Annotated in this window: 19 protein-coding genes; 10 read left to right on the top strand and 9 right to left on the bottom strand. The window is 58.0% G+C overall.

All coding sequences use genetic code 11. The features are described from left to right. Window positions 1-79 precede the first annotated feature (79 nt). From SCT_RS09255 to SCT_RS09240, 4 genes are all read left to right on the top strand, one after another. Complete coding sequence (locus SCT_RS09255; RefSeq protein ID WP_059422026.1) at window positions 80-499, top strand: DUF1924 domain-containing protein; 420 nt, start codon at window positions 80-82, stop codon at window positions 497-499. Further along, complete coding sequence (locus SCT_RS09250) at window positions 496-957, top strand: diheme cytochrome c (protein WP_059422024.1); 462 nt, start codon at window positions 496-498, stop codon at window positions 955-957. Before SCT_RS09255 ends, SCT_RS09250 begins: the two co-directional genes overlap by 4 nt. 12 nt (window positions 958-969) lie before the next feature. Then, complete coding sequence (locus tag SCT_RS09245; RefSeq protein WP_059422023.1) at window positions 970-1,578, top strand: cytochrome b/b6 domain-containing protein; 609 nt, start codon at window positions 970-972, stop codon at window positions 1,576-1,578. Window positions 1,579-1,767: 189 nt separating this feature from the next. After that, window positions 1,768-3,447, top strand: a complete 1,680-nt coding sequence (locus SCT_RS09240; protein WP_059422021.1) for a bifunctional diguanylate cyclase/phosphodiesterase — start codon at window positions 1,768-1,770, stop codon at window positions 3,445-3,447. Window positions 3,448-3,558: 111 nt separating this feature from the next. Here SCT_RS09240 and SCT_RS09235 read toward each other — a convergent pair whose 3' ends face one another. Continuing rightward, window positions 3,559-3,765 carry a hypothetical protein gene (locus tag SCT_RS09235; protein WP_059422016.1) on the bottom strand — a complete coding sequence of 69 codons (207 nt, stop codon included), beginning with the start codon at window positions 3,763-3,765 and terminating at the stop codon, window positions 3,559-3,561. Window positions 3,766-3,866: 101 nt separating this feature from the next. Here SCT_RS09235 and SCT_RS09230 point away from each other — a divergent pair, with 101 nt between their 5' ends. The 4 genes from SCT_RS09230 to SCT_RS09215 all read left to right on the top strand — a co-directional run bounded on the left by SCT_RS09230 (window position 3,867) and on the right by SCT_RS09215 (window position 9,136). Further along, on the top strand, window positions 3,867-4,781 hold the full coding sequence (locus SCT_RS09230) for a TauD/TfdA family dioxygenase (protein WP_059422014.1): 915 nt from the start codon (window positions 3,867-3,869) through the stop codon (window positions 4,779-4,781). Window positions 4,782-5,013: 232 nt separating this feature from the next. Continuing rightward, a complete protein-coding gene (locus SCT_RS09225) occupies window positions 5,014-6,540 on the top strand; it encodes a DUF4118 domain-containing protein (RefSeq protein WP_082098268.1) in 1,527 nt (508 codons plus the stop codon). A gap of 2 nt (window positions 6,541-6,542) precedes the next feature. Beyond that, a complete protein-coding gene (gene kdpE, locus SCT_RS09220) occupies window positions 6,543-7,232 on the top strand; it encodes a two-component system response regulator KdpE (protein WP_059422011.1) in 690 nt (229 codons plus the stop codon). A gap of 23 nt (window positions 7,233-7,255) precedes the next feature. Further along, window positions 7,256-9,136, top strand: a complete 1,881-nt coding sequence (locus SCT_RS09215; RefSeq protein ID WP_059422009.1) for a potassium transporter Kup — start codon at window positions 7,256-7,258, stop codon at window positions 9,134-9,136. Between the two features lie 76 nt (window positions 9,137-9,212). On the opposite strand, the gene SCT_RS09210 is transcribed toward SCT_RS09215, so the two are convergent. From SCT_RS09210 to SCT_RS09180, 7 genes are all read right to left on the bottom strand, one after another. Next, window positions 9,213-11,948, bottom strand: coding sequence for a cation-transporting P-type ATPase (locus SCT_RS09210; RefSeq protein WP_059422007.1), 2,736 nt, complete (start codon window positions 11,946-11,948; stop codon window positions 9,213-9,215). A gap of 384 nt (window positions 11,949-12,332) precedes the next feature. After that, complete coding sequence (locus SCT_RS09205) at window positions 12,333-13,037, bottom strand: PolC-type DNA polymerase III (RefSeq protein ID WP_059422005.1); 705 nt, start codon at window positions 13,035-13,037, stop codon at window positions 12,333-12,335. 5 nt (window positions 13,038-13,042) lie between these two features. Continuing rightward, window positions 13,043-14,947 carry a DUF294 nucleotidyltransferase-like domain-containing protein gene (locus SCT_RS09200; protein ID WP_059422001.1) on the bottom strand — a complete coding sequence of 635 codons (1,905 nt, stop codon included), beginning with the start codon at window positions 14,945-14,947 and terminating at the stop codon, window positions 13,043-13,045. A gap of 3 nt (window positions 14,948-14,950) precedes the next feature. Then, entirely contained in the window at window positions 14,951-17,002 is a 2,052-nt protein-coding gene (locus SCT_RS09195; RefSeq protein ID WP_059421999.1) for a sodium:solute symporter family protein, read from the bottom strand. Continuing rightward, window positions 16,983-17,240: a DUF4212 domain-containing protein gene (locus SCT_RS09190; protein ID WP_059421997.1), complete on the bottom strand. Its 258-nt coding sequence runs from the start codon at window positions 17,238-17,240 to the stop codon at window positions 16,983-16,985. Before SCT_RS09190 ends, SCT_RS09195 begins: the two co-directional genes overlap by 20 nt. 129 nt (window positions 17,241-17,369) lie before the next feature. Beyond that, complete coding sequence (locus tag SCT_RS09185) at window positions 17,370-19,406, bottom strand: cation acetate symporter (RefSeq protein WP_059421995.1); 2,037 nt, start codon at window positions 19,404-19,406, stop codon at window positions 17,370-17,372. Window positions 19,407-19,408: 2 nt separating this feature from the next. Further along, complete coding sequence (locus SCT_RS09180) at window positions 19,409-19,729, bottom strand: DUF485 domain-containing protein (protein ID WP_059421993.1); 321 nt, start codon at window positions 19,727-19,729, stop codon at window positions 19,409-19,411. 119 nt (window positions 19,730-19,848) lie between these two features. On the opposite strand from SCT_RS09180, the gene SCT_RS09175 reads away from it, so the two are divergent. Together SCT_RS09175 and SCT_RS09170 are read left to right on the top strand one after the other, a co-directional pair. Then, window positions 19,849-20,514: a response regulator gene (locus SCT_RS09175; protein ID WP_059421991.1), complete on the top strand. Its 666-nt coding sequence runs from the start codon at window positions 19,849-19,851 to the stop codon at window positions 20,512-20,514. A gap of 80 nt (window positions 20,515-20,594) precedes the next feature. Then, the gene (locus SCT_RS09170) at window positions 20,595-21,965 is read left to right on the top strand and encodes a sensor histidine kinase (RefSeq protein ID WP_059421990.1); all 1,371 of its coding nucleotides are present in this window, start codon (window positions 20,595-20,597) and stop codon (window positions 21,963-21,965) included. A 5-nt stretch (window positions 21,966-21,970) separates the two neighbouring features. Here the strand turns inward: SCT_RS09170 and SCT_RS09165 are convergent, their stop codons facing one another. Continuing rightward, window positions 21,971-23,881, bottom strand: a complete 1,911-nt coding sequence (locus SCT_RS09165; RefSeq protein WP_059421988.1) for a DUF294 nucleotidyltransferase-like domain-containing protein — start codon at window positions 23,879-23,881, stop codon at window positions 21,971-21,973. Between the last annotated feature and the right edge of the window lie 119 nt (window positions 23,882-24,000).

Raw genomic sequence — 24,000 nt, 5'->3', positions numbered from 1 at the left:
AAGACTCATGGTTCACACTCTGTTCCGAGCCTCAGGAAAAGCACATCGGAAATGTTTGTTGGATAAAGGAGATTGTATTATGACTGCAAAGAAAATAGGCGTCGCCATTCTGTTTATTGTAGGCGCCGGCGGCGCCTACGCGGAAAACCCGTCCAGCCTGATTGCCGGCTACTCGGCAGAGGCTGCACGCGCCACGCCGGGTTTCGCCCCTTCAGCGGAGCGCGGGCAGGGTTTTTTTACGCGCAAATGGGGCGTGTCGCAAACCATGCCGAGTTGCGCAACCTGCCATAGCGACCAGCCTGCGGCGGAAGGAAAGCATGTGGTGACCAGCAAGCGCATCGCCCCGCTTTCTCCCGCCGTAAACCCGCAACGCTTTACCAGTTCGGCCAAGGTCGAAAAATGGTTCAGGCGAAATTGCCAGGAGGTGGTCGGGCGCGAGTGCAGCACTGCGGAAAAAGCCGATTTTATTCAATTTGTCAGTAAGGGAGGTCGGGTATGAAAACGTTCATTGCCATCCTGCTAATTGCGCTTTCATCTTCGGCGCTTGCCGATGGCCACAAGCTTACCGTACCCGGCAACCCACAATGGCAGACCGAGTGCGGCAGCTGTCACATGGCCTATCCTCCCCAATTGCTGACAGCGGCAAACTGGCGGCAGATGATGAAGGAGCTGGATCGCCACTTTGGCGCCAACGCCACACTGGATGCGAAGGAAGGAGTCGAAATACTGGCCTTCCTTGAGCGCTATGCGGCGCGGGATCAGAGGTACAGCGCGAACACGCTGCGCATCACCGACACGGCGTGGTTTCAGCGCGAGCACCGCGAGGTGTCAAATTCAGTCTGGACGCATGCCAAGGTTAAAAGTCGCGCCAACTGCACTGCCTGCCATGTGACCGCCGAGCGCGGCGACTGGTCGGAGCACAGCATCCGCATGCCTGATGGGCGGCGCTGGGAATAAGGAGAAGGCATCATGAACAAGATACTGGTTTGGGATCTGCCGACGCGCGTCGGTCACTGGCTGCTGGTGGCGAGTTTCGCTGTGGCGTGGCTGACCGGCGAGAGTGAAACTTTTCGGCTGGTTCATGTGGCTGCCGGGTATGTGATGGTGGCCGTGCTGGCTTTCCGGATATTCTGGGGAATCGCCGGTACACGTTACGCACGCTTCAGCTCGTTTCTGTTTTCGCCGCGGCAGGCGCTGGATTATCTCGCCGGGTTGTTGCGTGGAGAGAAGAGCCACTGGATCGGCCACAACCCGGCAGGCAGCTATGCAATCTATCTGCTGGTCCTGCTCGGATTCGCCACGGCAGGCAGTGGCTGGTTGGCCTATAATGAACTTGGCGGCGAATGGCTGGAAAAATTCCATGATGTCCTGGCCAGCACCATGCTTGCCGTGGTCGGATTTCACGTGGCTGGTGTAGTGGTGAGCGGATTGCTTCATCGCGAGAACCTGGTGCGCAGCATGATCAATGGGTACAAGAACGGAAACAATGATGAGGCGATTTCTTCACGGCGGGTGCTGTGGGCAGTGTTGCTGATCGGGCTTGCTGGATGGGCTGCAGTGGCGGCTTTTCTGCCCTGAGGGGAAGCTCTGGCGGCGGATACCGCTCAGCATTTGAACCGCCTGGTGCAACAGTTGCAAAGCGAGGTCAGTCGGTTCAAGATGTCGGCGGTACGCGTTGAAGTTCGCCATTGTGCTGGTGCAAGCGATCTTCATTTTGCCTAAGGCCGTGAACTGGCCTAATGTAACTTCTTTCAGGATACGGCTTTAATGTCTGCAAAGATGATTAATCTGCTGATGGCAAGCTCGGCTGAAACGGTCGCTGCCATCAAGCAAGCGCTGCAGCCGCACGATGCCGAGATTTTCGTCCATCGTATCGATAAGCAACAAGACTTGCACCAGGCGCTGGAAAGCCAGGATTGGCACATGGCTTTCAGCGATCTCGAGCTTTCCGACTTTTCCGCCCTTGAGTTTGCAACAACGCTGCGCGAAAAGGGCATTGAAATTCCCATCGTCGTGATCAAGGGCACGGGGGATGAAGAAATCGCAATTCGTTGCCTGGAAGCTGGCGTGTATCAGTTTATCCGGTGCAACGATCAATACCTGGAACGCCTTCCCGACCTGATCGATGCCTTCCTGAAGCATGCAGAGCAAGAGAAGGCCCGGTGCAAGGTCGAGAAGAAACTGGTCGAAAGCGAGGAGCGCCACCTGGATATTTTTGATCACACCAGCGATCTGATCCAGTGCATTGCGCCAGATGGCTCCTTCATCTACACGAATCCCGCATGGCGAACAGCCATGGGGTATACCGAAGAGGAGTTGAAGTCGCTGAACCTTCTGGATGTGTTGCATCCGGATAGCCAGCTCTGTTGCCGGGACCGCTTCAAGCGCCTGCTCAATGGTGAAGCATTGACGTGCATCGAATTCAAGTTCCTGAACAAGTCGGGTGAAACTGTTCATCTGGCCGGTGATTGCGGATCGATCATCAAAGAAGGGGTATCCATATCGACGCGGGGTATCTTCAGAAATATTACGGATACCGTGCGGGCGGAAGAAGCTTTAAAAGCCAGCGAGGCACGTTACCAGGCTTTGTACGAAAATGCCCCGGATATTTATACTTCAATCAATGCAGTGGGCGAGATCCTGTCCATCAATCACACAGGTGCCAGGATGCTCGGCTATGAAGTCGAAGAACTGATAGGCGAGTCTGCGGCAATAGTGATTCACCCCGAAGATCAGCGCGCAGTGTTCGAGTATGTGGGAAAGCATTTCCACAACCCATCCGATGACAATGGTATCGAATACCGGAAAATCAGGAAGGATGGTTCGGTTTTTTGGGTCCATCAGCGCGTCAGCCTGGAACCGGGCGTGCAAGAGCCGCGATTGCTGGTTATCTGCCGGGATGTCACGGAAAAGCGCAAGCTGGAAGAACAACTGGCGCACCAGGCAGCGCATGATGCGCTCACCAACCTGATCAACCGGCGTGAATTCGAGAAGCGGCTGCAGCGGGTTCTGGCTGGCACCGCCACATCTCCAGAACAGCATGTGCTGTGTTTTCTCGATCTCGACAAATTCAAGATCATCAACGACACCTGTGGCCATATTGCCGGAGACGAATTATTGCGGCAGATTGCCACGCTGCTGGAAGGACAAATGCGTTCGCGTGACACGCTGGCCCGGCTGGGTGGTGATGAATTCGGCGTCTTGATGGAACATTGCACCCTGGACCAAGCCGCGAGTTTTGCCGAAAAAATTCGCGTGACGATTGAAAATTTTGTGTTTCATTGGCGTTCCCATCATTTTTCCCTGGGGGTCAGTATCGGGCTGGTTCCCATCCGGAGCGGGCGTTCGATTTCTGATACGCTGAATCTGGCCGACGCTGCGTGTTATGCCGCCAAAAATGAAGGCCGGAACCGTGTCCACATATCCCATGCCGAGGGTGCTGTGTGATTCAATCTGGAAACCTCAGTCGAGTGGTCAACTGAGGGTTTCAGGCTCAAAGCAGCCGCAGTTTAAGCCAAACACTTTCTGCACGCGCCGCCTTGAAAGTGCAGACTACCGTCAGCATTCAAGCCCATAGAGGGTGCAAAGAGAGCACTTGAGAAACACCGCCAGTGCCCGCCATAGCCAGAACAGCAGGAATAAAGCCTGAAAGGGAAGGCGCGGGGCGATGATGAGGCGCGGCGCGATCAATCGCATGGCCGGATGGCCGGGCAGGGCAATATCCGCGACTTCCGCCTGCGTGCGCAGGAGACTGGTTGCCAGCATTCGAATTGAACCTAAATCGCACGCATGGCGCTTCTTTATCGCTCCGGCAAAGGCCGGTATACTCCCCGGCAGACAGGATACACGCCATTTCGAGGTTTTCCATGAGTCATCCCCGCTTCAATCCCTTCGCACTCGACAACGATGCCGATTACCAGAACTGGCGCAGCCGCAAGCTGGAAAACTATCCAGCCAGCTTCGCTGATCTGGTGGTGCAGATCAACGATCCGCGGTACCTGACTCCGTCCGAGCGTGATGCCCTTCTGGCTCTGTGCCGCAAGGCCAACATGGCGCTACACGTCAGCAAGGTGGGTCAGGAAGCCGATAAGGAAATTGCACGCCAGCTGGGCCTGCAGTTCGGCCTGGAGCGACTCGACCGTAATCTGCTTGCCGATGACGATGGCATCACTTCGATCGCCGTGCATGCCAGTGGTGAGCGTCAGCATTACATCCCTTATACCGACCGGCCGATCAAGTGGCACACCGACGGCTATTACAACCCGCCCGAGCGCAAGATCTGGGCGGTGCAGCTGCACTGCGTGTGCAGCGCGGCCAGCGGCGGATCCAATGGTTTGATGGATCATGAAATTGCTTACATTCTGCTGCGCGATGCCAATCCAGACTACATTCGCGCCCTGATGGAGCCGGATGTCATGACCATTCCCGCGCGCATGGATGATGACGGTATTGCACGGCCGGACCAAACCGGCCCGGTGTTTTCCCTGCACCCAGCAAGCGGTGATCTGCACATGCGCTACACCGCCAGAACGCGTAGCATCAGCTGGAAAAGGACGCCCTTGGTGGAAGCTGCCGTCGCCTTTCTCGATCAGTTATTGAACAGTGATTCGCCCTATATTTTCCGTGGCCGCATGGAACCGGGCATGGGCCTGATCTGCAACAACGTGCTACATGACCGCGCCGCATTCAGCGACGATGAGAGCTGTCGACGTCTGCTATACCGTGCTCGCTACTATGACCGCATCAAGGGCACGGAACTGACAGCAGTGTATCCCGCCTAGCAGCTTAAACCGCGCAGGGTGTGCAATGGCGGCTTTCCTGCCGTGAAAATATTGTCCGAGTGCCTTGGTGGTGAAATGCCTTTTTCAGTGGCACTAGCACAGCGGTTGTTCAGCGTAGCGCAATAATGTCAGTTTTTACGGTTTTTTTATGCCGACATGACCATAATTTCCGTGAGTTTTACGTAGTCCCGACTAGACTGCTAATCAAGCAACCTCTTCAGGGAATGCAAGAATGAACGCCGATTCGCCTGTGCCATCACCCCGTTCCGACTCTCCAAAAGGATATGGCTGGACACTGATTGCCTGCGTGATTACGACCCTTGTCGCCACGCCGCTCAGGGAGCATCTAGCCCTCACTAACATCGTCATGCTGTTCCTGCTGACGGTGCTGCTGGTCGCGGTGCGCTTCGGTCGCGGGCCAGCGGTACTGGCGGCATTCCTCAGTGTCGCCCTATTCGACTTCTTCTTTGTGCCGCCGCGGCTTTCATTTACGGTAAATGACGTCCAATACCTGGTGACATTTGCCGTCATGCTCGCGGTCGCCCTGATCACCGGCCAGCTCGCTGCCGGCCTGCGCCGGCAGGCCGACAGCGCCTCTCTCAAGGAGCAGCAAACCCGGGCGCTTTACGAAATGGCGCGGGATCTGGCCGGAGCGCTTACCATCGGGCAGGTGTCCGAGATCGTCCGCCGCTTCCTGCATGATGGGTTCGCTCTCGATGCGGCCCTGCTACTGCCCGATGAACAAGACAACCTGAAACCGATCGCCCAACTGGATAGCCGGCTGCATATCGAGCAGCGCTTCGCGCTGATCGCCTTCGATCAAGGCGAGCCGGTCGAGGACTACTCACTGTCGGGGTATGGCTACGGGGCGGGCTATTTTCCGCTCAAGGCGCCGATGAAGGTACGCGGTGTGATCGTCTTCGCCCCCAACAGCCAGAATCCTCACGCAGTGCGGGAGCAAAAACCGCTGCTGGCGACCCTATCGTCGGTAGTTGCCATTGCCGTAGAGCGTCTGCATTACGTGGAGGTTGCCCAATCCACCCAAGTGCAAATCGTTTCCGAGCGGCTGCGTAGCTCGATTCTCTCCGCCCTGTCCCACGACCTGCGCACGCCGCTCACCGCTCTGGTGGGGCTGGCCGATTCACTGGCGCTGGCCAAGCCGCCGCTTTCCGCCGAGGCCATGGAGACGGCGGAGGCCCTCCGCGAACAGGCGCTGCGCCTCTCCAGCCTGGTCGGAAATCTTTTGGACATGGCCCGCCTCCACGCCGGCCGCGTCACGCTGCGCAAGGAATGGCAATTGATCGAGGAAGTGATTGGGGCAAGTATTCAGATTCTGGGGCGCAGCTTGGCGAACCATCAGATCCGTGTCGCTCTGCCCAAGGACATGCCCCTAGTTGAGTTCGATGCGGTATTGATTGAGCGGGTGTTCTGCAACCTGCTGGAGAATGCGGCCAAATACGCGCCGCCCGACTCTTTGATCGAAATCGCGGGAAACGTGAAAGGGGGATACGTCGAAGTCTCCATTTGCGACCAGGGGCCTGGTTTTCCTCCGGACAAGCAACACGCGCTGTTCGAGATGTTCGTGCGCGGGGTTCCAGAATCAGCGACCCCCGGCGTCGGGTTGGGGCTGGCGATCTGCCGGGCGATTGTCGACGCGCATGGCGGGAAGATTTATGCGGCGAACAGGCCGGAAGGCGGCGCCTGCGTGACGTTCACCCTGCCGAGCGGTACGCCGCCCACGGTTGAAGAGGAGAGCTGAATATGAGCGAAATCTCTCCGAGCGTCGTCATCGTCGAAGACGAGAAGCAGATTCGCCGCTTCGTCCGTTCCGCGCTGGAGGCCGAAGGCTGCCGCGTGTTCGAGGCGGAAAGCGGCAAGCAGGGGCTGGTCGAGGCCGGCACCCGCAAGCCCGACCTGATCGTTCTCGATCTCGGTCTGCCCGATCTGGATGGCGTTGAATTCATCCGCGACCTACGCGGCTGGTCCGCGGTGCCGATCCTGATCCTGTCGGCGCGCTCCACCGAGAACGACAAGATCGTCGCGCTGGACGCCGGGGCAGATGATTACCTGACCAAACCCTTCGGCGTCGGTGAGTTGCTCGCTCGCGTGCGCGCACTCTTGCGGCGGCAAGGCAAAAGCAGCGAGAGCAGCCCCGTAGTCTCTTTTGGCGATGTCCAGGCCGACCTTTCCAAGCGTGTGGTCACACGAAGCGGCGAGCCCGTCCACCTCACGCAAATCGAATACCGCCTGCTCGCCATCCTGATGGCCAATCCGGGCAAGGTCCTGACCCATCGTCATCTGCTGCGCGAGGTCTGGGGGCCGTCTTTCGTCGAGAGCAACCATTATCTGCGGATCTACGTCGGCCATCTTCGCCAGAAACTGGAAGCCGATCCCGCCCAGCCGAAGTACCTCCTGACCGAGACCGGCGTGGGCTACCGTTTCAAGTCTTAATCCATTCGGAATCAGGAGAATTTATGACCCAACAAGAGGCACACCAAGACCACCGCCTGGCCCCACTTTCCTTGGCTGCGCTGGGAATCGTTTACGGCGACATCGGCACCAGCCCGCTCTACGCCATCAAGGAAGTATTCGCCGGTGCGCATCCGGTTCCAGTTACGCCGGATAACGTCCTCGGCATCCTGTCCCTGATCTTCTGGTCGCTGGTGATCGTAGTGTCAATCAAATACGTTGCCTTCATCATGCGCGCCGATAACCGGGGCGAAGGCGGCATCATGGCGCTGATGGCCCTAGCCCTGCATAAGGCCGAGGGCCAACGCGGGCGGGCGGCGATCATGCTGGCGGGCATCGTCGGCGCAGCACTGTTTTACGGGGACGGTGTGATCACCCCAGCCATTTCGGTGCTCTCCGCCGTCGAGGGACTGGAGGTGGCCACTCCGGCGCTCAAGGCTTACGTGATCCCAGTTACCATTGGGGTGCTGGTCGCCCTGTTCTCCTTCCAGCGCAAAGGCACGGCGGGCATCGGCGCCCTGTTCGGCCCGATCATGTGCCTGTGGTTCGGAACTCTGGCGCTGCTGGGGATCGTCAACATCCTGACCGAGCCGAATGTAGTCAAGTCGCTCAACCCAGCCTATGGCTTTGTTTTTCTCGCATCAAACCCCTGGCTTGGATTTCTCGCGCTGGGCGGGGTGGTGCTGGCGCTGACCGGTGCCGAGGCGCTTTATGCCGACATGGGACACTTCGGCCGCAAGCCCATTCAGCTCGCCTGGTTCGGCCTCGTTCTGCCCGCTCTGGTGCTCAATTATTTCGGCCAGGGCGCGCTATTGCTGCATAACTCGGCTGCGATCCAGAACCCGTTTTACCTGCTGGCCCCGAACTGGGCGCTCTATCCCTTGGTTGCCCTGGCCACGGCGGCCACGGTGATCGCCTCGCAGGCAGTGATCTCCGGGGCATTTTCGATAACCCGGCAGGCGATCCAATTGGGTTATTCGCCGCGCATGGAGGTGCAGCAAACATCGGAGCGGGAGATCGGGCAAATCTATCTGCCTGGAATCAACTGGGCGCTGCTGCTCGCGGTGATTGCCCTGGTTCTGGGGTTCCGCAGCTCTACCAATCTGGGGGCGGCTTACGGTATCGCCGTGACTGGCACGATGACCATCACCTCTATCCTCGCTTTCATCGTCGTGCGCCATCTGTGGGGGTGGGGATGGATTCGGAGCGGGCTGCTGATCTCATTCTTTCTGGCGATCGATCTTGCCTTCTTCGCCGCCAACGCCATCAAAATCGAGGATGGCGGCTGGTTCCCACTGGTATTCGGCCTGGGCGTGTTCACCCTGATGAGCACCTGGAAACAGGGACGTAAACTCTTGCGTACCCGCATGGAGAGCGAAGCGATCGCTATTGAACCGTTTATCCGGGGGTTGGATTCTGGCTCGTTAACGCGGGTGCCGCGCACGGCGGTGTTTCTGTCGGGCAATCCCGACGCCGTGCCCCATGCACTGTTGCACAACCTGAAACACAATATGGTGCTGCATGAGCGTATCGCCATTGTGACCGTGCTAGTGGAAGACGTACCCCATGTCCCGGAGATTGACTGGGTCGAGGTGCAGGTACTGCCGAACAATTTCTACCGTGTGATCGTTCGCTACGGTTTCAAGGATGATCCCGACATACCCAAGGCCCTGGAACTCTGTGAGCGATATGGCCTGTCTTTCGATATGATGACCACCTCTTACTTCCTCGGCAGGGAAACGCTGATTCCCCGGCTGGGCTCGGAAATGGCGATGTGGCGCGAGAAGTTGTTTATTGCCATGTTCCGTAATGCAGGTAGTGCGGCCAGCTTTTTCAAAATCCCTCCCAACCGGGTAGTCGAGGTTGGTACTCAGGTGGTGCTTTGAAATGGTGATGAAGGCGGGCTACTGGATAAGCGGCAGCTAAGAGGCAAGGTTCAGGGGTACTTCACTACAGTGCATTCTACGGCCGGCTGCCGAGGCTGACCTTGATGAGACTGCATATTGAACCCCAAACGCGATTGAACAGTCTCACCCGGACGCTCCACTTCCGAAATTCTTCCAGGATCAGAAGGCCGACTGCGAAAGGAAGAACAAAAAGCCAAACTTTCCCCACAATCGGCGCCGTTCCCAAGATGACATTGCCCCAGGGGGTATAGTCGATGAGCAGAATCAGCGCAATCTCCAGTATGACGCCCCAAACAATCAACCGGTTGCTGAAGAGGCCGGTGGAAACTACAGACCTGATGTCACTCCGACACAGGAATACGTTCACGATTTGCATCACAACAATGGCGCTCAGGCAGGCGGTGGTGGCTTGTAGGTAAAGCGGATCGTTGGTTGCCAGATTATGGCCGTATTTCCAGCCTCCTCCGTTGAGGACGAAAAAGAAAGCCGCCATGCTTGCGACAGCTTCGATCAGGCCCAGGAACAGGTAGGCACGCAGCGCCAGAGACCAATCGAACAGCCGCTCGCGCTGCGAGCGGGGAGGTCGCTGCATGACCTGCGGGTCGGGCTTTTCGATACCAAGTCCGAGGGCGGTGAGCGAATCGGTTGCCATGTCGATGGATAGAATCTGGACGGGTGTCAATGGGAGCGGAATATTAAACAGCGCAAAGCCGAGATATGGAATCAATTCCGGAACATTGTGCGCCAGGATATAGGTGAGGAACTTGCGGATATTTTCGAAGACGGCACGCCCTTCCTCGATGGCGTTCACGATGCTGGCGAAATTGTCGTCCAGCAAGACCATGTCGGCTGCTTCTTTAGCCACGTCGGTGCCGGTAATCCCCATGGCGATGCCAATGTGCGCGCTTTTCAGGGCCGGAGCGTCGTTTACACCATCGCCCGTCACTGCCACCACATGCTGCTTTTGTTTCAGTGCGTCCACAATGCGCATTTTCTGGTCCGCGCCGACCCGGGCAAAGATAAGCTCTGGCGTATCCAGGACGAGCCGAAGTTGCGTAACAGAGAAACCGCGTAGTTGTTCCCCAGTGATCACGAGCGGGTCGTCTGACTGGACGAGTCCTATTTCCCGGGCGATCGCCCGGGCAGTGTGAGGGTGATCGCCGGTAACCATGATCACCCTGATGCCCGCCCCGTGGCATTTGCGGATCGCCTCCGGCACCTCCGGGCGCGGCGGGTCTTCCAGGCCGGCAAGTCCCGTGAAAACGAGTTCCTCCTCCAGGTGCTGATGTTGTCCTGGGTGTTCCACTTGACGGTACGCAAAGGCGAGGACACGCAACCCTTGCCGGGCCATGGCATCCTGGGATTCGCGGGCCTTCTCGCGCAGTTCTGGGGTGAACGGGTGCATCTCCCCCTCCACCAGGATGCGGTTGCACAGAAGCAAGACGGTTTCCGGCGCGCCTTTGCAGAACAGCGTAGGGCCATCCGGCATTTCATGCACCGTGCTGAGTCTCATGCGGTCAGCGTCGAAAGGGATTTCGTCCAGCCTCCGGTACGTAGGGGGCGTAGGCAGGACTTGCTGCGCCATTTTGACCAATGCGATCTCCATGGGATCCCCGAAAAGAACTTTTTCGCCACGCTGCTCGCCTTCCTTGAGATCGTGGCATAGATGCGCCGCCAGGAAGAAAGGCAGATAGTGATCCGCGAACTGCCGCACTTGTTTGGCTGCAACCGGCAAAACGAACGTTCCTCCCAGGAAAAGCTGCTTTACCGCCATCCGGTTCTGGGTCAGCGTACCGGTCTTATCCGTACAAATTACCGTGACGGCTCCCAGCGTTTCGACCGAAGGCAGGTAACGGATAAGGACATTTCGTTTTGCCATGCGCTGGGTGGCGAGAACGAGTGCCAAGGTCAAGGTCGGGAGCAGCCCTTCCGGCACCATGGCGACAATGATGCCGATGGCAAAAATGAAGTCTTGCCAGAAAGGCACGTTGATTGCCCAGCCGATCGCGAAGAATACCAACCCGATCAGGACGGCCAGGGCTGCAATCAGCCGACTGAGGTGCGCGACCTCCTTTTGCAAAGGAGAAATCGTTTCCCCACTCACCTGGGTGAGACGGGCAATTTTGCCGAGTTCAGTATGCATACCGGTAGCGAAGACAACCGCCTTGGCCTGCCCGGATACCATCGAGGTGCCGGCAAGCAATATGTTTTTGCCGTGGATCAATTCACTTTCTTCGGAGGGTGAAATATCTCGCGCTTTGGGGAGTGATTCCCCGGTTACCGTCGCGTTATTGACCCTGACGCCGAAAGCCTCAATCAGGCGGCAGTCTGCTGGAATGTAGTCGCCTTGTTCCAGGAGGACGATATCTCCCGGCACCAGTTGCTCCACGTCGATCTGGTCCACCTTGTCTTCCCGTGACACCTTGACCTGCTGCGGCAGCAGCTTGCGCAATGCGACCAGGGTTTGTTCGACACGGTATTCCTGCCAGAAAGAGAACAGGCCGCTAACCAGGATCACCGCGATGATGGCGTAGCCCACCTTTGCCATGCCCTGCACGGGAGCGCTCCATTCGGCGAGAAAGGCCAGGCCGGCGGCAATCCACAAGATCAGGGAGAAGAATTGGGTAAATTGCTTGAGAAAGCGCAGTATCAATGACTCGCGGGTAACTTTCTGGACGCGGTTGGGCCCGAATTCGAGGAGCCGGCGTGTCGCCTCGACTGACAACAACCCCTGCGGCGTGCTGCGCAGGCTCGCGATCGCTTCATCGGCGGAAAGTTGATGAATCTTCATGGGAGATCCTTTTGACGCTGCCGGAGCCGTTCGCCTCTGGCGATCTTCATTGGCTGATGCAGCTCAGAATTAAATCTTAGCTCAATTGCGCCCGCGCGAAGACTCTGTCTATGATTGGCCAAGATGGTTGGATCTGCCAAAAAGCCCCGCCAAGTCGGCGTCAAAGACGGCGCCGGCAACACGACAGAACCGTATATTTCTATCGACGACTCAAAGCTCGGGAACAATCAGCATCTCCTTGCTTGCTCTGCAAGGTTAGGCGTGAAACTAAGGAGGGTAGTCTGGAGACTGGCCATGGTTGAGAAGTGCCAGTCAGGCACCTGAATGACTGTTTTATGCTGGATAAATCGGCTCACTATGACAAGTCTGAAAGGGAGTTTTGAATCAGCCGATTCGATCCACCCAGCGCTGGGCTTTATCCAGTTCTTGCAGTTCTTTGTAGCGCTCGATAGACTTTTCCGCCATGCGTTCGCTCAAGGCAAGAAACAATTGTGCGGTGGATAGCGCGTCTGCCAAGGCATTATGGCGGGCATAGTTGCGAATGCCGAAGTAATTTGTCCAGTCGTCCAGTGCGCGGAATTGGCGTGCCAAATCCGGGTAAAGGGCGGGTGCGATATAGGCCAGATCTACCCAGGGGTGTTTGAAGTCCATCCCGATTTTACTTTTCAGCGCACGCCTGACCATGGTTTCGTCGAACTCGACATGAAAGGCAATGAGCGGCGACTTGCCCAGATACTCCAGGAACAACAGTAACGCCTCCACTGGTTGCACCCCTTCTTCCTGCGCCGTGCCGCCTATGCCGTGAATGAGGATGTTGTCTTTGTTGCTGGCGTGTCTTTGTTGCAACACGATTTCAAGACTGTCTGCGAGATTGATTTTCCCTCCTTGTACCGCTACGGCACCGATTGCGATCAGGTGATCCTTGGCGAGATTCAGGCCGCTGGTTTCTACGTCTACCACTACATAGCGGCTTAAGGAAAAAGACTGCCGCAAGTCGGCTGCCGGCAGGGCCTGCCAGGCCGCCAGACGCTGGGCCTGTTCCGGCGTGAGCTCGGGGTGGGCGGTAAAAAAACGGGATAGCCAGCTCATAGATCTCATAGATTGTAATTCAGCGCCAGCCGGGCTTGAAGCTTGCGCGCCTGGCGAAACGCTTCTTTCAGGATGCGCCGGTCGAGGTTGTTGAGATGATCGGGATCCACCCGGTTGCTCAGCGGTTGTGCGGCTTCAATCTGCTCGTGATGCAGGCGCAAGCGCAACAACTGAATGAAAAGGAAGGCTTCCACCCAGGCTTCTGCCTCCTTGGGGGGTACGTGCAATGGCTCTGCGGCTTGGCGCAGGCGTTGCAAGGTGCCTGCTTGCAGTCCGCCGGTAGCCAGGCTGAAGATGCGGGCAGCATCCACAAACGGCGATATCCCATTCAGCTTGAGGTCCAGAGTATGATCCTCGCCCATTGAAAAATCCCTCACCAGCCCTAGTGGAGGCCGGTTGCGCAGCGCATTTGTCGCCATTTGGTGGAGAAAGCGGGGGTTGCTCTCGACCTGTTTGGCCAGCCAGAGGCGCAGTTTTTCGGCCAGCTCGGACTGTCCGAAAAGGGGTCGAAAATCAAAGAATATCGTTGCGTTGAGCAATGCTTGTGGGTCGCCGTGGTCGATCAATTTTGAAAATTTCTCTTTCCACTCGTCCAGGGAGAGGCACAGCTCAGGGTTGGATGCCATGATGTTGCCCGTGCATAATGGAAAGCCGCAGGCGTCAAGCGCCTCGTTGATGTGGCGTGCGATGGAGAGCAGAGTCTGGCGCATCTGGTCTGCGCTTGATTCCTCGGGTACCAGAAAGATGATCCCGTTATCCTGGTCGGTGTTGAGCGTCTGTTCGTATCGCCCCTCCGATCCCAGCGCAATCCAGCAAAAGCCCGCGTATAGTGGACTTTCCATGATGCCCGCCGCCATGCACTCCAGCTCGATGATACGGGCAGTGAGCAGATCGTTCAGGGTGGAGATGAACTGCGTCATCTGTTCTGCCGCCACGCCCTGAGCCATCATGTTGTGGGCCAGTTGACGGATATCGTGGGCAGACCGTGTTAACGCCTCGAGCGTGTCGGCATTACGAATTGCTGAGCTGATCTGGCGCAAGCCCACCCGCTGCAGCGAAAACAGATCCTTCTCGGAAATAATCCCAACCAGCCGTTCGCTTTCTGTCACCAGTATATGGCGAAAGCCGTGAGTCGCCATTTCCAGTGCCGCTTCATAAGCGTGTGCCTGGGGCGGCAACGTCTTGGGATCGGTACTCATCACCGAGGAAATGGACAGGCTCAGATCGAGTTGAGCCAGTGCCACACGGTTCAAAACATCGTGCAGGGTAAAGATGCCGACCGGCTTGTTATCCGGATCTGTCGCCACCATAGCGCCGATGCCCAAAGCATGCATGGTTTCCAGTACTTCTCGCACCGGTGTTTCTGGAGAGCAGGTCACCGGCTCGCGGCGGATGATGGCGGACAGAGGACTGGACATGGATTGCTGTTCGGCACTGAAGTGGGAGTATTGCGCCTGAATGACGTGTTTTGATTGCTCCAGCAGATTGGCGATACGGCGGGTACAGAAGTCGTGGAAGGCGATACTCAGGTGGGTGAGCTGGAGAAAATTTTCTGCCGAGAGTTCGTAGCAGAAGACGTTTTCCCGTGCACGGTAGGTGCTGGTGACGGGGCGCTTCGATAGCAAGGCGCCAAGGGGAAAGCATTCGCCTTCATGCAGTTCGAGCCAGGCGGTACCTTCCTGTGCACGCGCCACGGCTTGCTCCCCCTGAACCACGCCTTGCTTGATGACATAGAACTTGATGTTCGACCCTTGTTCGGGAGAGAGTATGACTCCGTCCTTGGCGTAGTAACCCAATTCCAGCCGCTGTGCCATCCACAACACATGCTCACGTTCCATTTGGTCGAACGGGGCGTGGCGACCCAAATGGTCCACAGTGGCGTAAATCAGTGAATTGGCGGCAGTTGCCATGAATCAGGCGGATCTGCCGTCGGCATCGGCTTTCAGGTGCGGGTAGCGACAATGTTCCACCAGATTCTGAGCCGCTGTGTCGGGTGACGGTGTCAGCAGGCTGACCACGACCAGGGTGAGCATGCCGGCGGGCACGCCGAAGGCTCCGGCGGCGATATCCTTGATGCCGAACCAGGGTGCCATGCCGTAAAACTTGACGCTGACCAGATAGAACAAACACAGGCCCAACCCCACCGCCATGCCCGCGACCGCGCCCCACTTGTTGGCGCGTTTCCAAAAAATTCCGAGCACCAGCGCGGGGAAAAAGGCCGAGGCAGCAATCGAAAAGGCCCAGGCTACCATGGAGAGGATGTGGTCGGGTTTGAGGGAAGCGAAATAAGCGGCGATCAGTGCCACCAGCAAGAGCAGAATTTTGGAAATAATCATGCGCCGCGGGGTCGAGGCATAGGGGTCGATCATCTTGTAGTAGACGTCATGCGACAAGGCGTTGGCGATGGTCAGCAACAGCGCATCCGCGGTCGACAGCGCTGCCGCCAAACCGCCCGCCGCCACCAGGCCGGATACGACGTAGGGCAGGCCCGCGATCTCGGGCGTGGCGAGCAGGATTACGTCCGGGTTGAGGGTGAGTTCGGCCAACTGCAGGATGCCATCCTGGTTGATGTCGTCGATCTTGACCAGGCCGATTTTGCCCCAGGCCGCGACCCAGGCAGGCAGGTCGGCGATACTGCTGCCGATCAGCTTGGTGTAGATTTCGAATTTGACCAGGATCGCGAGCGCGGGCGCAGAGAAATACAGCAGGAAAATGAAGAACAGCGACCAGAACACCGACTGACGCGCTTCCTTCACGCTGGGCGTGGTGTAATAGCGCATCAGGATATGCGGCAGCGCAGCGGTACCGATCATCAGGCAGGCGGCCAAAGCCATGAAGTTGAGCCGGGCGGTGTCCCGCTCTTTTTCGTTCTCGCCGGGGAACGGCTCGGCATGGGGGTGGGGCGCCTTGGCGCTGGCGCGCAGCTTTTCCGTTTCTCGTCCCCAGGTTTCCCTGGCTTCAATCTCGTTCCGGGGCAAATTCTGGAGAGTCTGTTCGGCATCCCGGATGGCGCTAGCGTCAGGTGCAGACGCTGCTTTCATGTGGGCCAGGCCGCGCTCTGCATTGTGCCGTTCGGTGGTCAGGGAGCCGGGCAGCCCTTTAATTCTGGCATCGGTTTCGTCAGCCTTGTGCCTGAACATCTCACGCGCCTTCAGCTGCTGAGGGTCGTTGAAGATGTCCTTTTCGCGTTCGGTGACCTTTTGCAGCACCTGGCCCGACATCAGCTGGGGTATGGGAACGTCGGTAATGCGTTGCGACAGCATCACTACCGGTACCAGGTAAGCGATGATCAGGATGACGTACTGTGCCACTTGCGTCCAGGTAATCGCTTTCATGCCGCCCAGCATCGAGCAGACCAGGATGCCGGCGATGCCGACAAAAATGCCGGTGGTGAAGTCGATGGCAAGAAAGCGGCTGCTGATCAGGCCGACGCCGTAAATTTGCGCGACCACGTAGGTGAAGGAGGCGAGGATGGCGGCAAAGACACCGACGGTGCGCACCACGTTGCCACCGTAACGGGCACCGAGAAAGTCGGGGATGGTGAACTGGCCGAACTTGCGCAGATAGGGGGCAATGAACAGCGCCACCAGGACGAATCCGCCGGTCCAGCCCATGATGAAGGCCAGGCCGTCGTAACCGGACAGATACAAGGTGCCCGCCATGCCGATAAAGGAGGCGGCGCTCAGCCAGTCGGCGCCGGTGGCCATGCCGTTGAACACGGCGGGTACGCGCCGCCCGGCAACGTAATATTCGGAGATGTCGGCGGTGCGGCTCATTACGCCGATGCCGGCATAGAGCCCGAAAGTGGCGGCCATGAAGATATAGCCGATCCAGGCGTTGGGCATTCCCATCTGCTCGGCAATCGCCAACAGGATGACGAAACCGATGAAGCCGCCGGTATAAAACCCGTAATAGCGGGACAGGCTCAGGAAAAATATTTTGTGTTTATTCTTCTGCGACGCCATATTTTTTATCGAGTTTGTGCATATAGCGGGCATAGAACCATACCACCACTACGTAGATAATCAGCGACCCCTGGGCCGCCATGTAAAAGCCGAGCGGAAAGCCAAGGAAGGAAAGGGTGTTAAGGTCGCGGACAAACCAGATGACCGGGAAGGTGGCCAGAAACCAGATCAGCAGCAAGGCCGCTGTCATGCGCAGATTCTTGTTCCAGTATTCCTGGTGTGTTTTGGATAGAGGCATGATGATCGTAACGAGAGCGCTGAAACCCGGTGTTGATCATAGCGCCGCCAGTTTGAATTCGCAAAGAAAAACCGCAATAAAAAGCCCCGGCCGCAAGGCCGGGGCTGGTAAGGGACAGCAGGGTAGCGCTTAGTGTGCGCTGGCGGCCTCTGCGTTGATACCGGTGTTCTGGCGCACATAGAGCTCGTCCCACATGTCTTCGGCGCGTTGGTCGCGGTACAGCAGCGAACCGATGATTACGGCCAGGAAGCCGAGCGGGATAGAGATCAGACCGGGGTTTTTGAGCAGGAAGAAAGGCTTCTCCAGGCCCACCATGCTGGTGGTCTGCCCATCGAACTTCTTCAGGTCGCCTTCGGCTTTGTCGTGGGCTTTCTTCACCTTGTCGAGGTCGGCCTGGACTTTCTTCTTGTCGGCCTCGTCCGTCGCGGCATCCAGCTTGGCCTGGAGCGTCACCAGTTTTTCCCTGGTGCCGGGCTTGGCAGGTTTGGCGTCCTCGGCTGCTTTCGCAGGTTCTGCCTTTTTGCACGTCGCGAACAACTCGCAGCTAAAGCCTTCGCCAGACTTGGCTTCCACCGCAGGTTTGGCCTCAGAGGCAGGGTCGCCATCAATGACTTTGTGCGCGGCCTTGATGACGGCTTGCGGGTAGGTCATGTTGGGGGAAATCATCACCAGCGCGATGGCGGTGATTGCACCGATCAGCATACCGGCGATGATGCCGCCGGTGTTGCACTTCTTCCAGTACAGCGTGAGCATCACAGCCGGCAAGTTGCTCGAGGCAGCCACGGCGAAAGCCAGTGCTACCAAGTGAGCCACGTTCTGACCCTTGGCCATGATGCCGACAGTAATCGCCATGATGCCGACGATCACCGAGGCGACGCGGGCCGCTACCACTTGTTCCTGTGGCGTGGCATGGTCGCCGCGGATGACACCGACGTAGATGTCATGCGCCATGGCGGAAGCCGCTGCCAGTACCAGGCCGGCCACCACTGCAACGATGGTGGCAAAGGCTACGGCCGCGACGAAGGCGAGGAAGAAGTTGCCGAGCAGGGAGTCTGCGCCGCCACCCAGGTATTGCGCCAGGAGCGGGCCGGCCATGTTGCCGCCGGGGTCGATCGAGGCGATCTTGGCCGGGCCGACCAGCATCGCGGCACCGGTGCCGAGGAACAGGGTCAGCACGTAGAAGCCGCCGATGATGCCCATTGCCCAGATTACGGACAGTCGTGCTGCCTTGGCCGTCGGCACGGTGAAGAAACGCATCAGGATGTGCGGCATTCCGGCGGTGCCGAGCACCAGTGCCATGCCCAGGGAGATCTGGTCGATCGGGCTCTTCAGGAACAGGCCGGGTTCAAGGAAGCGCTGGCCGAGTTCAGCCGCCGTCATGGTGGTGGCCTTGTCGCCCAGCAGCTTGGCGACCTGCGCCTGTACCTTGGTGTCGCCGACTACCGCTTGCAGGTAATCCGGCAGGCTGAAACCGTAGGGCATCCACACGAAGAACACCAGCAGAAGCGAGGCGCACACGAGCAGGCCGGCCTTGATGATTTGCACCCAGGTGGTGGCTTTCATGCCGCCAAACACGACATAGACCAGCATCAGGATGCCAACGCCGACGATGGAGGTTTCATAGTCGATCCCGATCAGGGTTTTGATCAGCACGCCGCCACCGACCATTTGCGCGGTCAGGTAGAAGGTGGACACGGTGATGGTGGACAGCGCCGCCACGGTCTTGACTTTCTTCGGCTCATTGCGGAAGGCCAGGATGTCGCCCATAGTGTACTTGCCGATGTTGCGGCAGGGTTCGGCGATCACCAGCAGCACGGTGATGTAAGCGACCAGCCAGCCCACCGAGTACATGAAGCCATCGTAGCCATAGAGTGAGATCAGGCCGGCGATACCGAGGAAGGATGCGGCGGACAGATAGTCGCCGGCAATCGCCCAGCCGTTCTGGATTCCGCTCACCGAACGTCCGGCGGCATAGAACTCGGAGGTGGTGTGGGTGTGCTTTGCCGCCCAGTAAGTCACGCCCATGGTGATGGCGATGATGACGCCGAACACCGCGAAGGTCATCCACTTGAACTCGTCGGCAACTGCGCCGGTAGCTGCCAGGGCGGAGCCGCTGGCGAGCAGCGCTGAGGTGGATAAGGCGAGCTTGTTAAATATTTTTGTCATGTTCAGGCTCCCATCTTGTGCGCATCGTTGATGATTTCCTGCGCCATGGCGTCGAATTCGGCATTGGCCTTTTTCGAGTAGATGAAGGCGATGGCCCAGGCTACAATGAATTCCGACAGCGCAAACAGGATGCCGACGTTGACTACGCCCCACACCTTGATCTTGAACAGATCCTGGTAATAGGCTGCCCCGATCGGCAACAGGAAGTAATACACCGTCGAGATAAACATCAGTCCCCAGAGAAAAGTGGTCTTCTTGCGATGCAAGGCCTGGAACCGAGGGTCCGCATCGATCGCGGCCCAATTCATACTAGGTTTTGACATTTCAACGCCTCCTATTAAAATTGATTATCCGTAGGTGCCTGTAGCCCACTCCATGCAGGCCATCATTTCATGGTATACCAGCATACTTACACAGAACTTACAGCCGGATAAAAAGTGATATGAGAATCCTGATTGCTGAAGATGACGAAGTTCTGCGTGACGGATTGTGCCGTTCCATGCGCCAGTCCGGCTATGCGGTGGACTGCGCCGGCAACGGCAAAGAGGCTGTCCAGATGCTGCTGGGTGAATTGTACGACCTGGTTATCCTTGATCTGGGGCTGCCCAAGCTCGACGGCCTGAGCGTGCTGAAGCAATTGCGCGTGCACAACCAGCATGTGCCGGTGATCATCCTGACCGCCCGCGACGGGGTGGAAGACCGCGTCAAGGGCCTGGACTTGGGCGCTGACGATTACCTCACCAAGCCATTCAACCTGCCCGAGCTCGAAGCCCGTGTGCGCGCATTGTTGCGTCGCGGGCAGTGCGGCGCCAGTCCGATGATGGTGTACGGGGCGCTCGCATTCGACAGCGTCGGGAGGCGTGTGGCGATCAACGACGAACCTGTCGAACTTTCCCCGCGCGAACTGGGTGTGCTGGAAATTCTGCTGTCACGGGTGGGCAAGGTGGCGAGCAAGGAACTGTTGCTGGAACATCTTTACAGTCACGACGAGGAAGCCAGCAGCAATGCCATCGAGGTTTACGTCCACCGCCTGCGTAAAAAAATCGAAGAGGCCGGCATTACCATCCGCACCATACGCGGGCTGGGTTATTTGCTGGATAAGATTTAATAGTTTGTCAGCTATCAGCTATCAGTGAACGGCTGGCATCTAAAACTGACAACTGACAACTGATGACTGAAAGCTGCCCTATGGACAATGACATCCTTTCGCTGCGCAACCATCTGATGAACTGGCTGTTCACCCCCCTGTTCGTATTGTGGATTTTCAGTACGGCAGCGGGTTACATGGCGACCCTGAATTACGCCAATCAGCCTTACGATCTTGCTTTGAAAGAGCGGGCACTATCCTTGGCCGGGCAGATGAATCTGGGCGGGCAGACGTATCCTGACCAAGCATCCGCATCCGGCGACCGCACGTTTTACGCCATCACCACGGGGGAGGGGCGCGTTATCGCCGGCAATGCAGCGCTACCTCATCGCCCCGTGTTCCAGGCCAACAGGAATGAGCCAGTGTTCAGCGATGGTGAATTCAAAGGGCAGAAAATTCGCATGGTCAGTTTGCGCTACCAGACCAATCCGGCGGATTCAAACAGTTATGCGCTGTTGCAGATGGCTGAAACCATCGGCAAGCGTCAGGCATTGACACGGGGTATTCTGGGCAACATCGTGATTCCCCAATTGCTGCTTATCATCATGGCGGGTGGCGCGGTGTGGTATGCTTTGAAGCGTGGACTCATGCCACTGGAACACTTGCGCCAGGAAGTGGCGCGGCGCTCGCGTGACGACCTGAGCCTGCTGGATGAAAAAAAGGCGCCGGTGGAAGTGCAGCCGCTGATCGAGGCGGTCAACGATCTGCTGCAGCGATTGAAGCACGTCATGGAGTCGCAGAAGCGCTTCATCGCCGATGCCGCACACCAGCTGCGTACCCCTTTTGCCGGGCTGAAAACGCAGGCGGAACTTGCATTACGCGAGGCCGATCCCGCGCTGTTACGCCATGCGCTGCATCAGATTCTCGCCAGTGCCGAACGTTGCAGTCACCTTGTGAACCAGTTGCTGTCACTGGCGCGCAACGAGCCGGGTGGTCATACTTACAGCTCTTTCGCGATGTTGAACCTGAACCGGGTGGCGAAGGAAACCACCATGTTGTGGGTACCGGAGGCGCTCAAGAAAAATATCGATCTGGGCTTCGAAGGTTCAAGGCAGGTGTTACCGGTGCGTGGGGACGCCATCGGCTTGCAGGAAATGATCGGCAATCTGCTCGACAACGCCATCCGCTATACCCCGCCCGGCGGCACGGTGACGCTACGTGCCGGCTATGAAGAGGGCGGGGCTGTGCTGCGGATCGAAGACAACGGACCAGGTATTTCCGAGGAACATCGCGGGCAGGTATTCGAGCGCTTCTACCGCATCCTCGGTAGCGGCCAGGTTGGCAGCGGCCTGGGGCTGGCGATCGTGCGTGAAGTGATCAATCTGCACGAAGCGCGGATCAGCATCGGGGCGGGGACGGATGGCAAGGGCACCTTGGTGACGGTGAATTTTCCGCACCACAGCGGGATTTAAAGCTCTTAAAACTGGAAGTATTTCTCAAGTGTTGCCTGCAGCTTGCGTGCCTGGCGGAAAGCTTCTTTCAGGATGCGGCGGTCGAGGTCGTTGAGGCTGTCAGGGTCGATCTTGTTGGATAGCGGCACGTTTCTTTCGTCCTGATCGTGCTGTGTCCGCAGGCGCAGCAACTGGATAAACAGGAAGGCGTCAATCCAGGCTTCCATCGTGGCAGGGTCGATATGCCATTGCGCGCCGGATGCGCGTAGCCGTCGAATAGTGCTGGTTTCTCCGGCTCCGGCATACAGGCTGAATATCCGCGCCGCATCGACGAACGGGGTGATGCCTTTGAGCTTGAGGTCGAGGGTATGTTCCTCGCCCACCACAAAATCGCGCACCAGTCCGAGAGGGGGCTGATTGGCCAGTGCGTTGGCTGCCATGTGCTTGAGAAACAGCCGATTTTCCTTGATCGTTGAATGCAGCCAGATACGAAGTTTCTCAGCCAGTTCGTGCTTGCCGAACAGTGGTCTGAAATCAAAGAAAATCGTCGCGTTGAGCAGGACTGGCGCATCGCCACGCTGTATCCAGCCTGCGAATCTGTCCTTCCATTCACCCAGGGAAAGGCACCACTGCGGGTTGCTCGCCATGATGTTGCCCTTGCATAGCGGGAAACCGCAGGCATCAAGCGCCTCGTTGATGCGTCTGGCGATCGGCAGGAGTTGAATGCGGACCTGCTCGGCGGTCGTCCCTTCCGGCTCCTGGAAAATAATCCCGTTATCCTGATCGGTATTCAGTGTCTGCTCGTATCGCCCCTCCGAACCGAGCGCGATCCAGCAGAATCCCGTATGGCACAGCGCACTGTCTAACAGTCCCGCTGCCAAGCACTCCATCTCGATAATTCGCACTGTCAACAAATCGTTCAAGGTAGAGATGAACTGGGTCAGTTGCTCCGCCGCCACCCCTTGCGCCATCATGTTGTGGGCGAGCTGGCGGATGTCGCCGGCGGCATGCTGCAATGCGGTGATATCGTTTGCCCCGCGGATGGCCGCGCTGATCTGGCGCAGGCCCACCCGCTGCAGCGTAAACAAATCCTTCTCCGAAATCACCCCGACCAGCTTTCCATTCTGCGTCACCAGCACATGGCGGAAACCATGCTTAGCCATTTCCAGCGCCGCCTCGTAGGCGAATGCCTGGGGTGGCAGGGCGGTGAGGCTGCTACTCATCACGGAAGAGATCGGCTGGTCCAGGTCGAGTTGCGCCAGGGCGACCCGGTTGAGTACGTCGTGCAGGGTGAAGATGCCGATCGGTTTCTGCGTGTTATCGACTGCGACCATTGAACCGATTCCCAGGGCATGCATCGTTTCCAGCACCAACCTCACCGGCGTTTCAGGTGCGCACGTCACCGGATCCCGGCGAATGATCGCCGACAGGGGGCTGGACAGCGACTGCTGCTCCGAACTCGAATGCGCATACTGCGCCTGGATGATCTGCTTCGACTGCTCGAGCAGGGAAGCGATGCGACGTGTACAAAAATCCTGAAAGGGCGGCGACAAATGGATCAGCTCATGGAAATCCGCCGCAGCGAGCTCGTAGCAGAACACATCCTGCTTAGCGCGATAGGTGCTGGTGACACCGCGTTTGGACAGCAGTGCGCCCAAGGGGAAGCACTCGCCCTCGTGCAGCTCCAGCCAGGCGGCATCTTCCTGGGCCCGGACCACATCCTGCTCGCCCTGAACCACGCCCTGCTTGATCACCAGGAAGCGGGACGCCACCCCCTGCTCGGGCGAGGCGATCACCTCGCCCTTGGCGTAATAGCCCAGGGAAAGCCGCTGCGCCAGCCACACCAGATGATCGTGCTCCATCCGGTCGAATGGGGCGAAGCGGCGAAGGTGGTCCATGGTCGCATGGATCAGGGAGTTGGACGGTGCGCTGGCCATATCGGAATCCTTATTAACTTTAAAACCGCAGATGCAAGCCATAGAGTTCGCGGCTGGAATGATCATAGCCCCGGCAGGCGGATTTCGTCAAAAGGCATTCTTTGTTGCCATGCCGGAGT

This window comes from Sulfuricella sp. T08 (assembly GCF_000971475.1).
In the GTDB taxonomy this organism is placed as follows: Bacteria; Pseudomonadota; Gammaproteobacteria; order Burkholderiales; family Sulfuricellaceae; genus Sulfuricella.
Note: the sequence above shows the minus strand (reverse complement) of the source record. Positions and strands in the feature narration are given on the sequence as shown.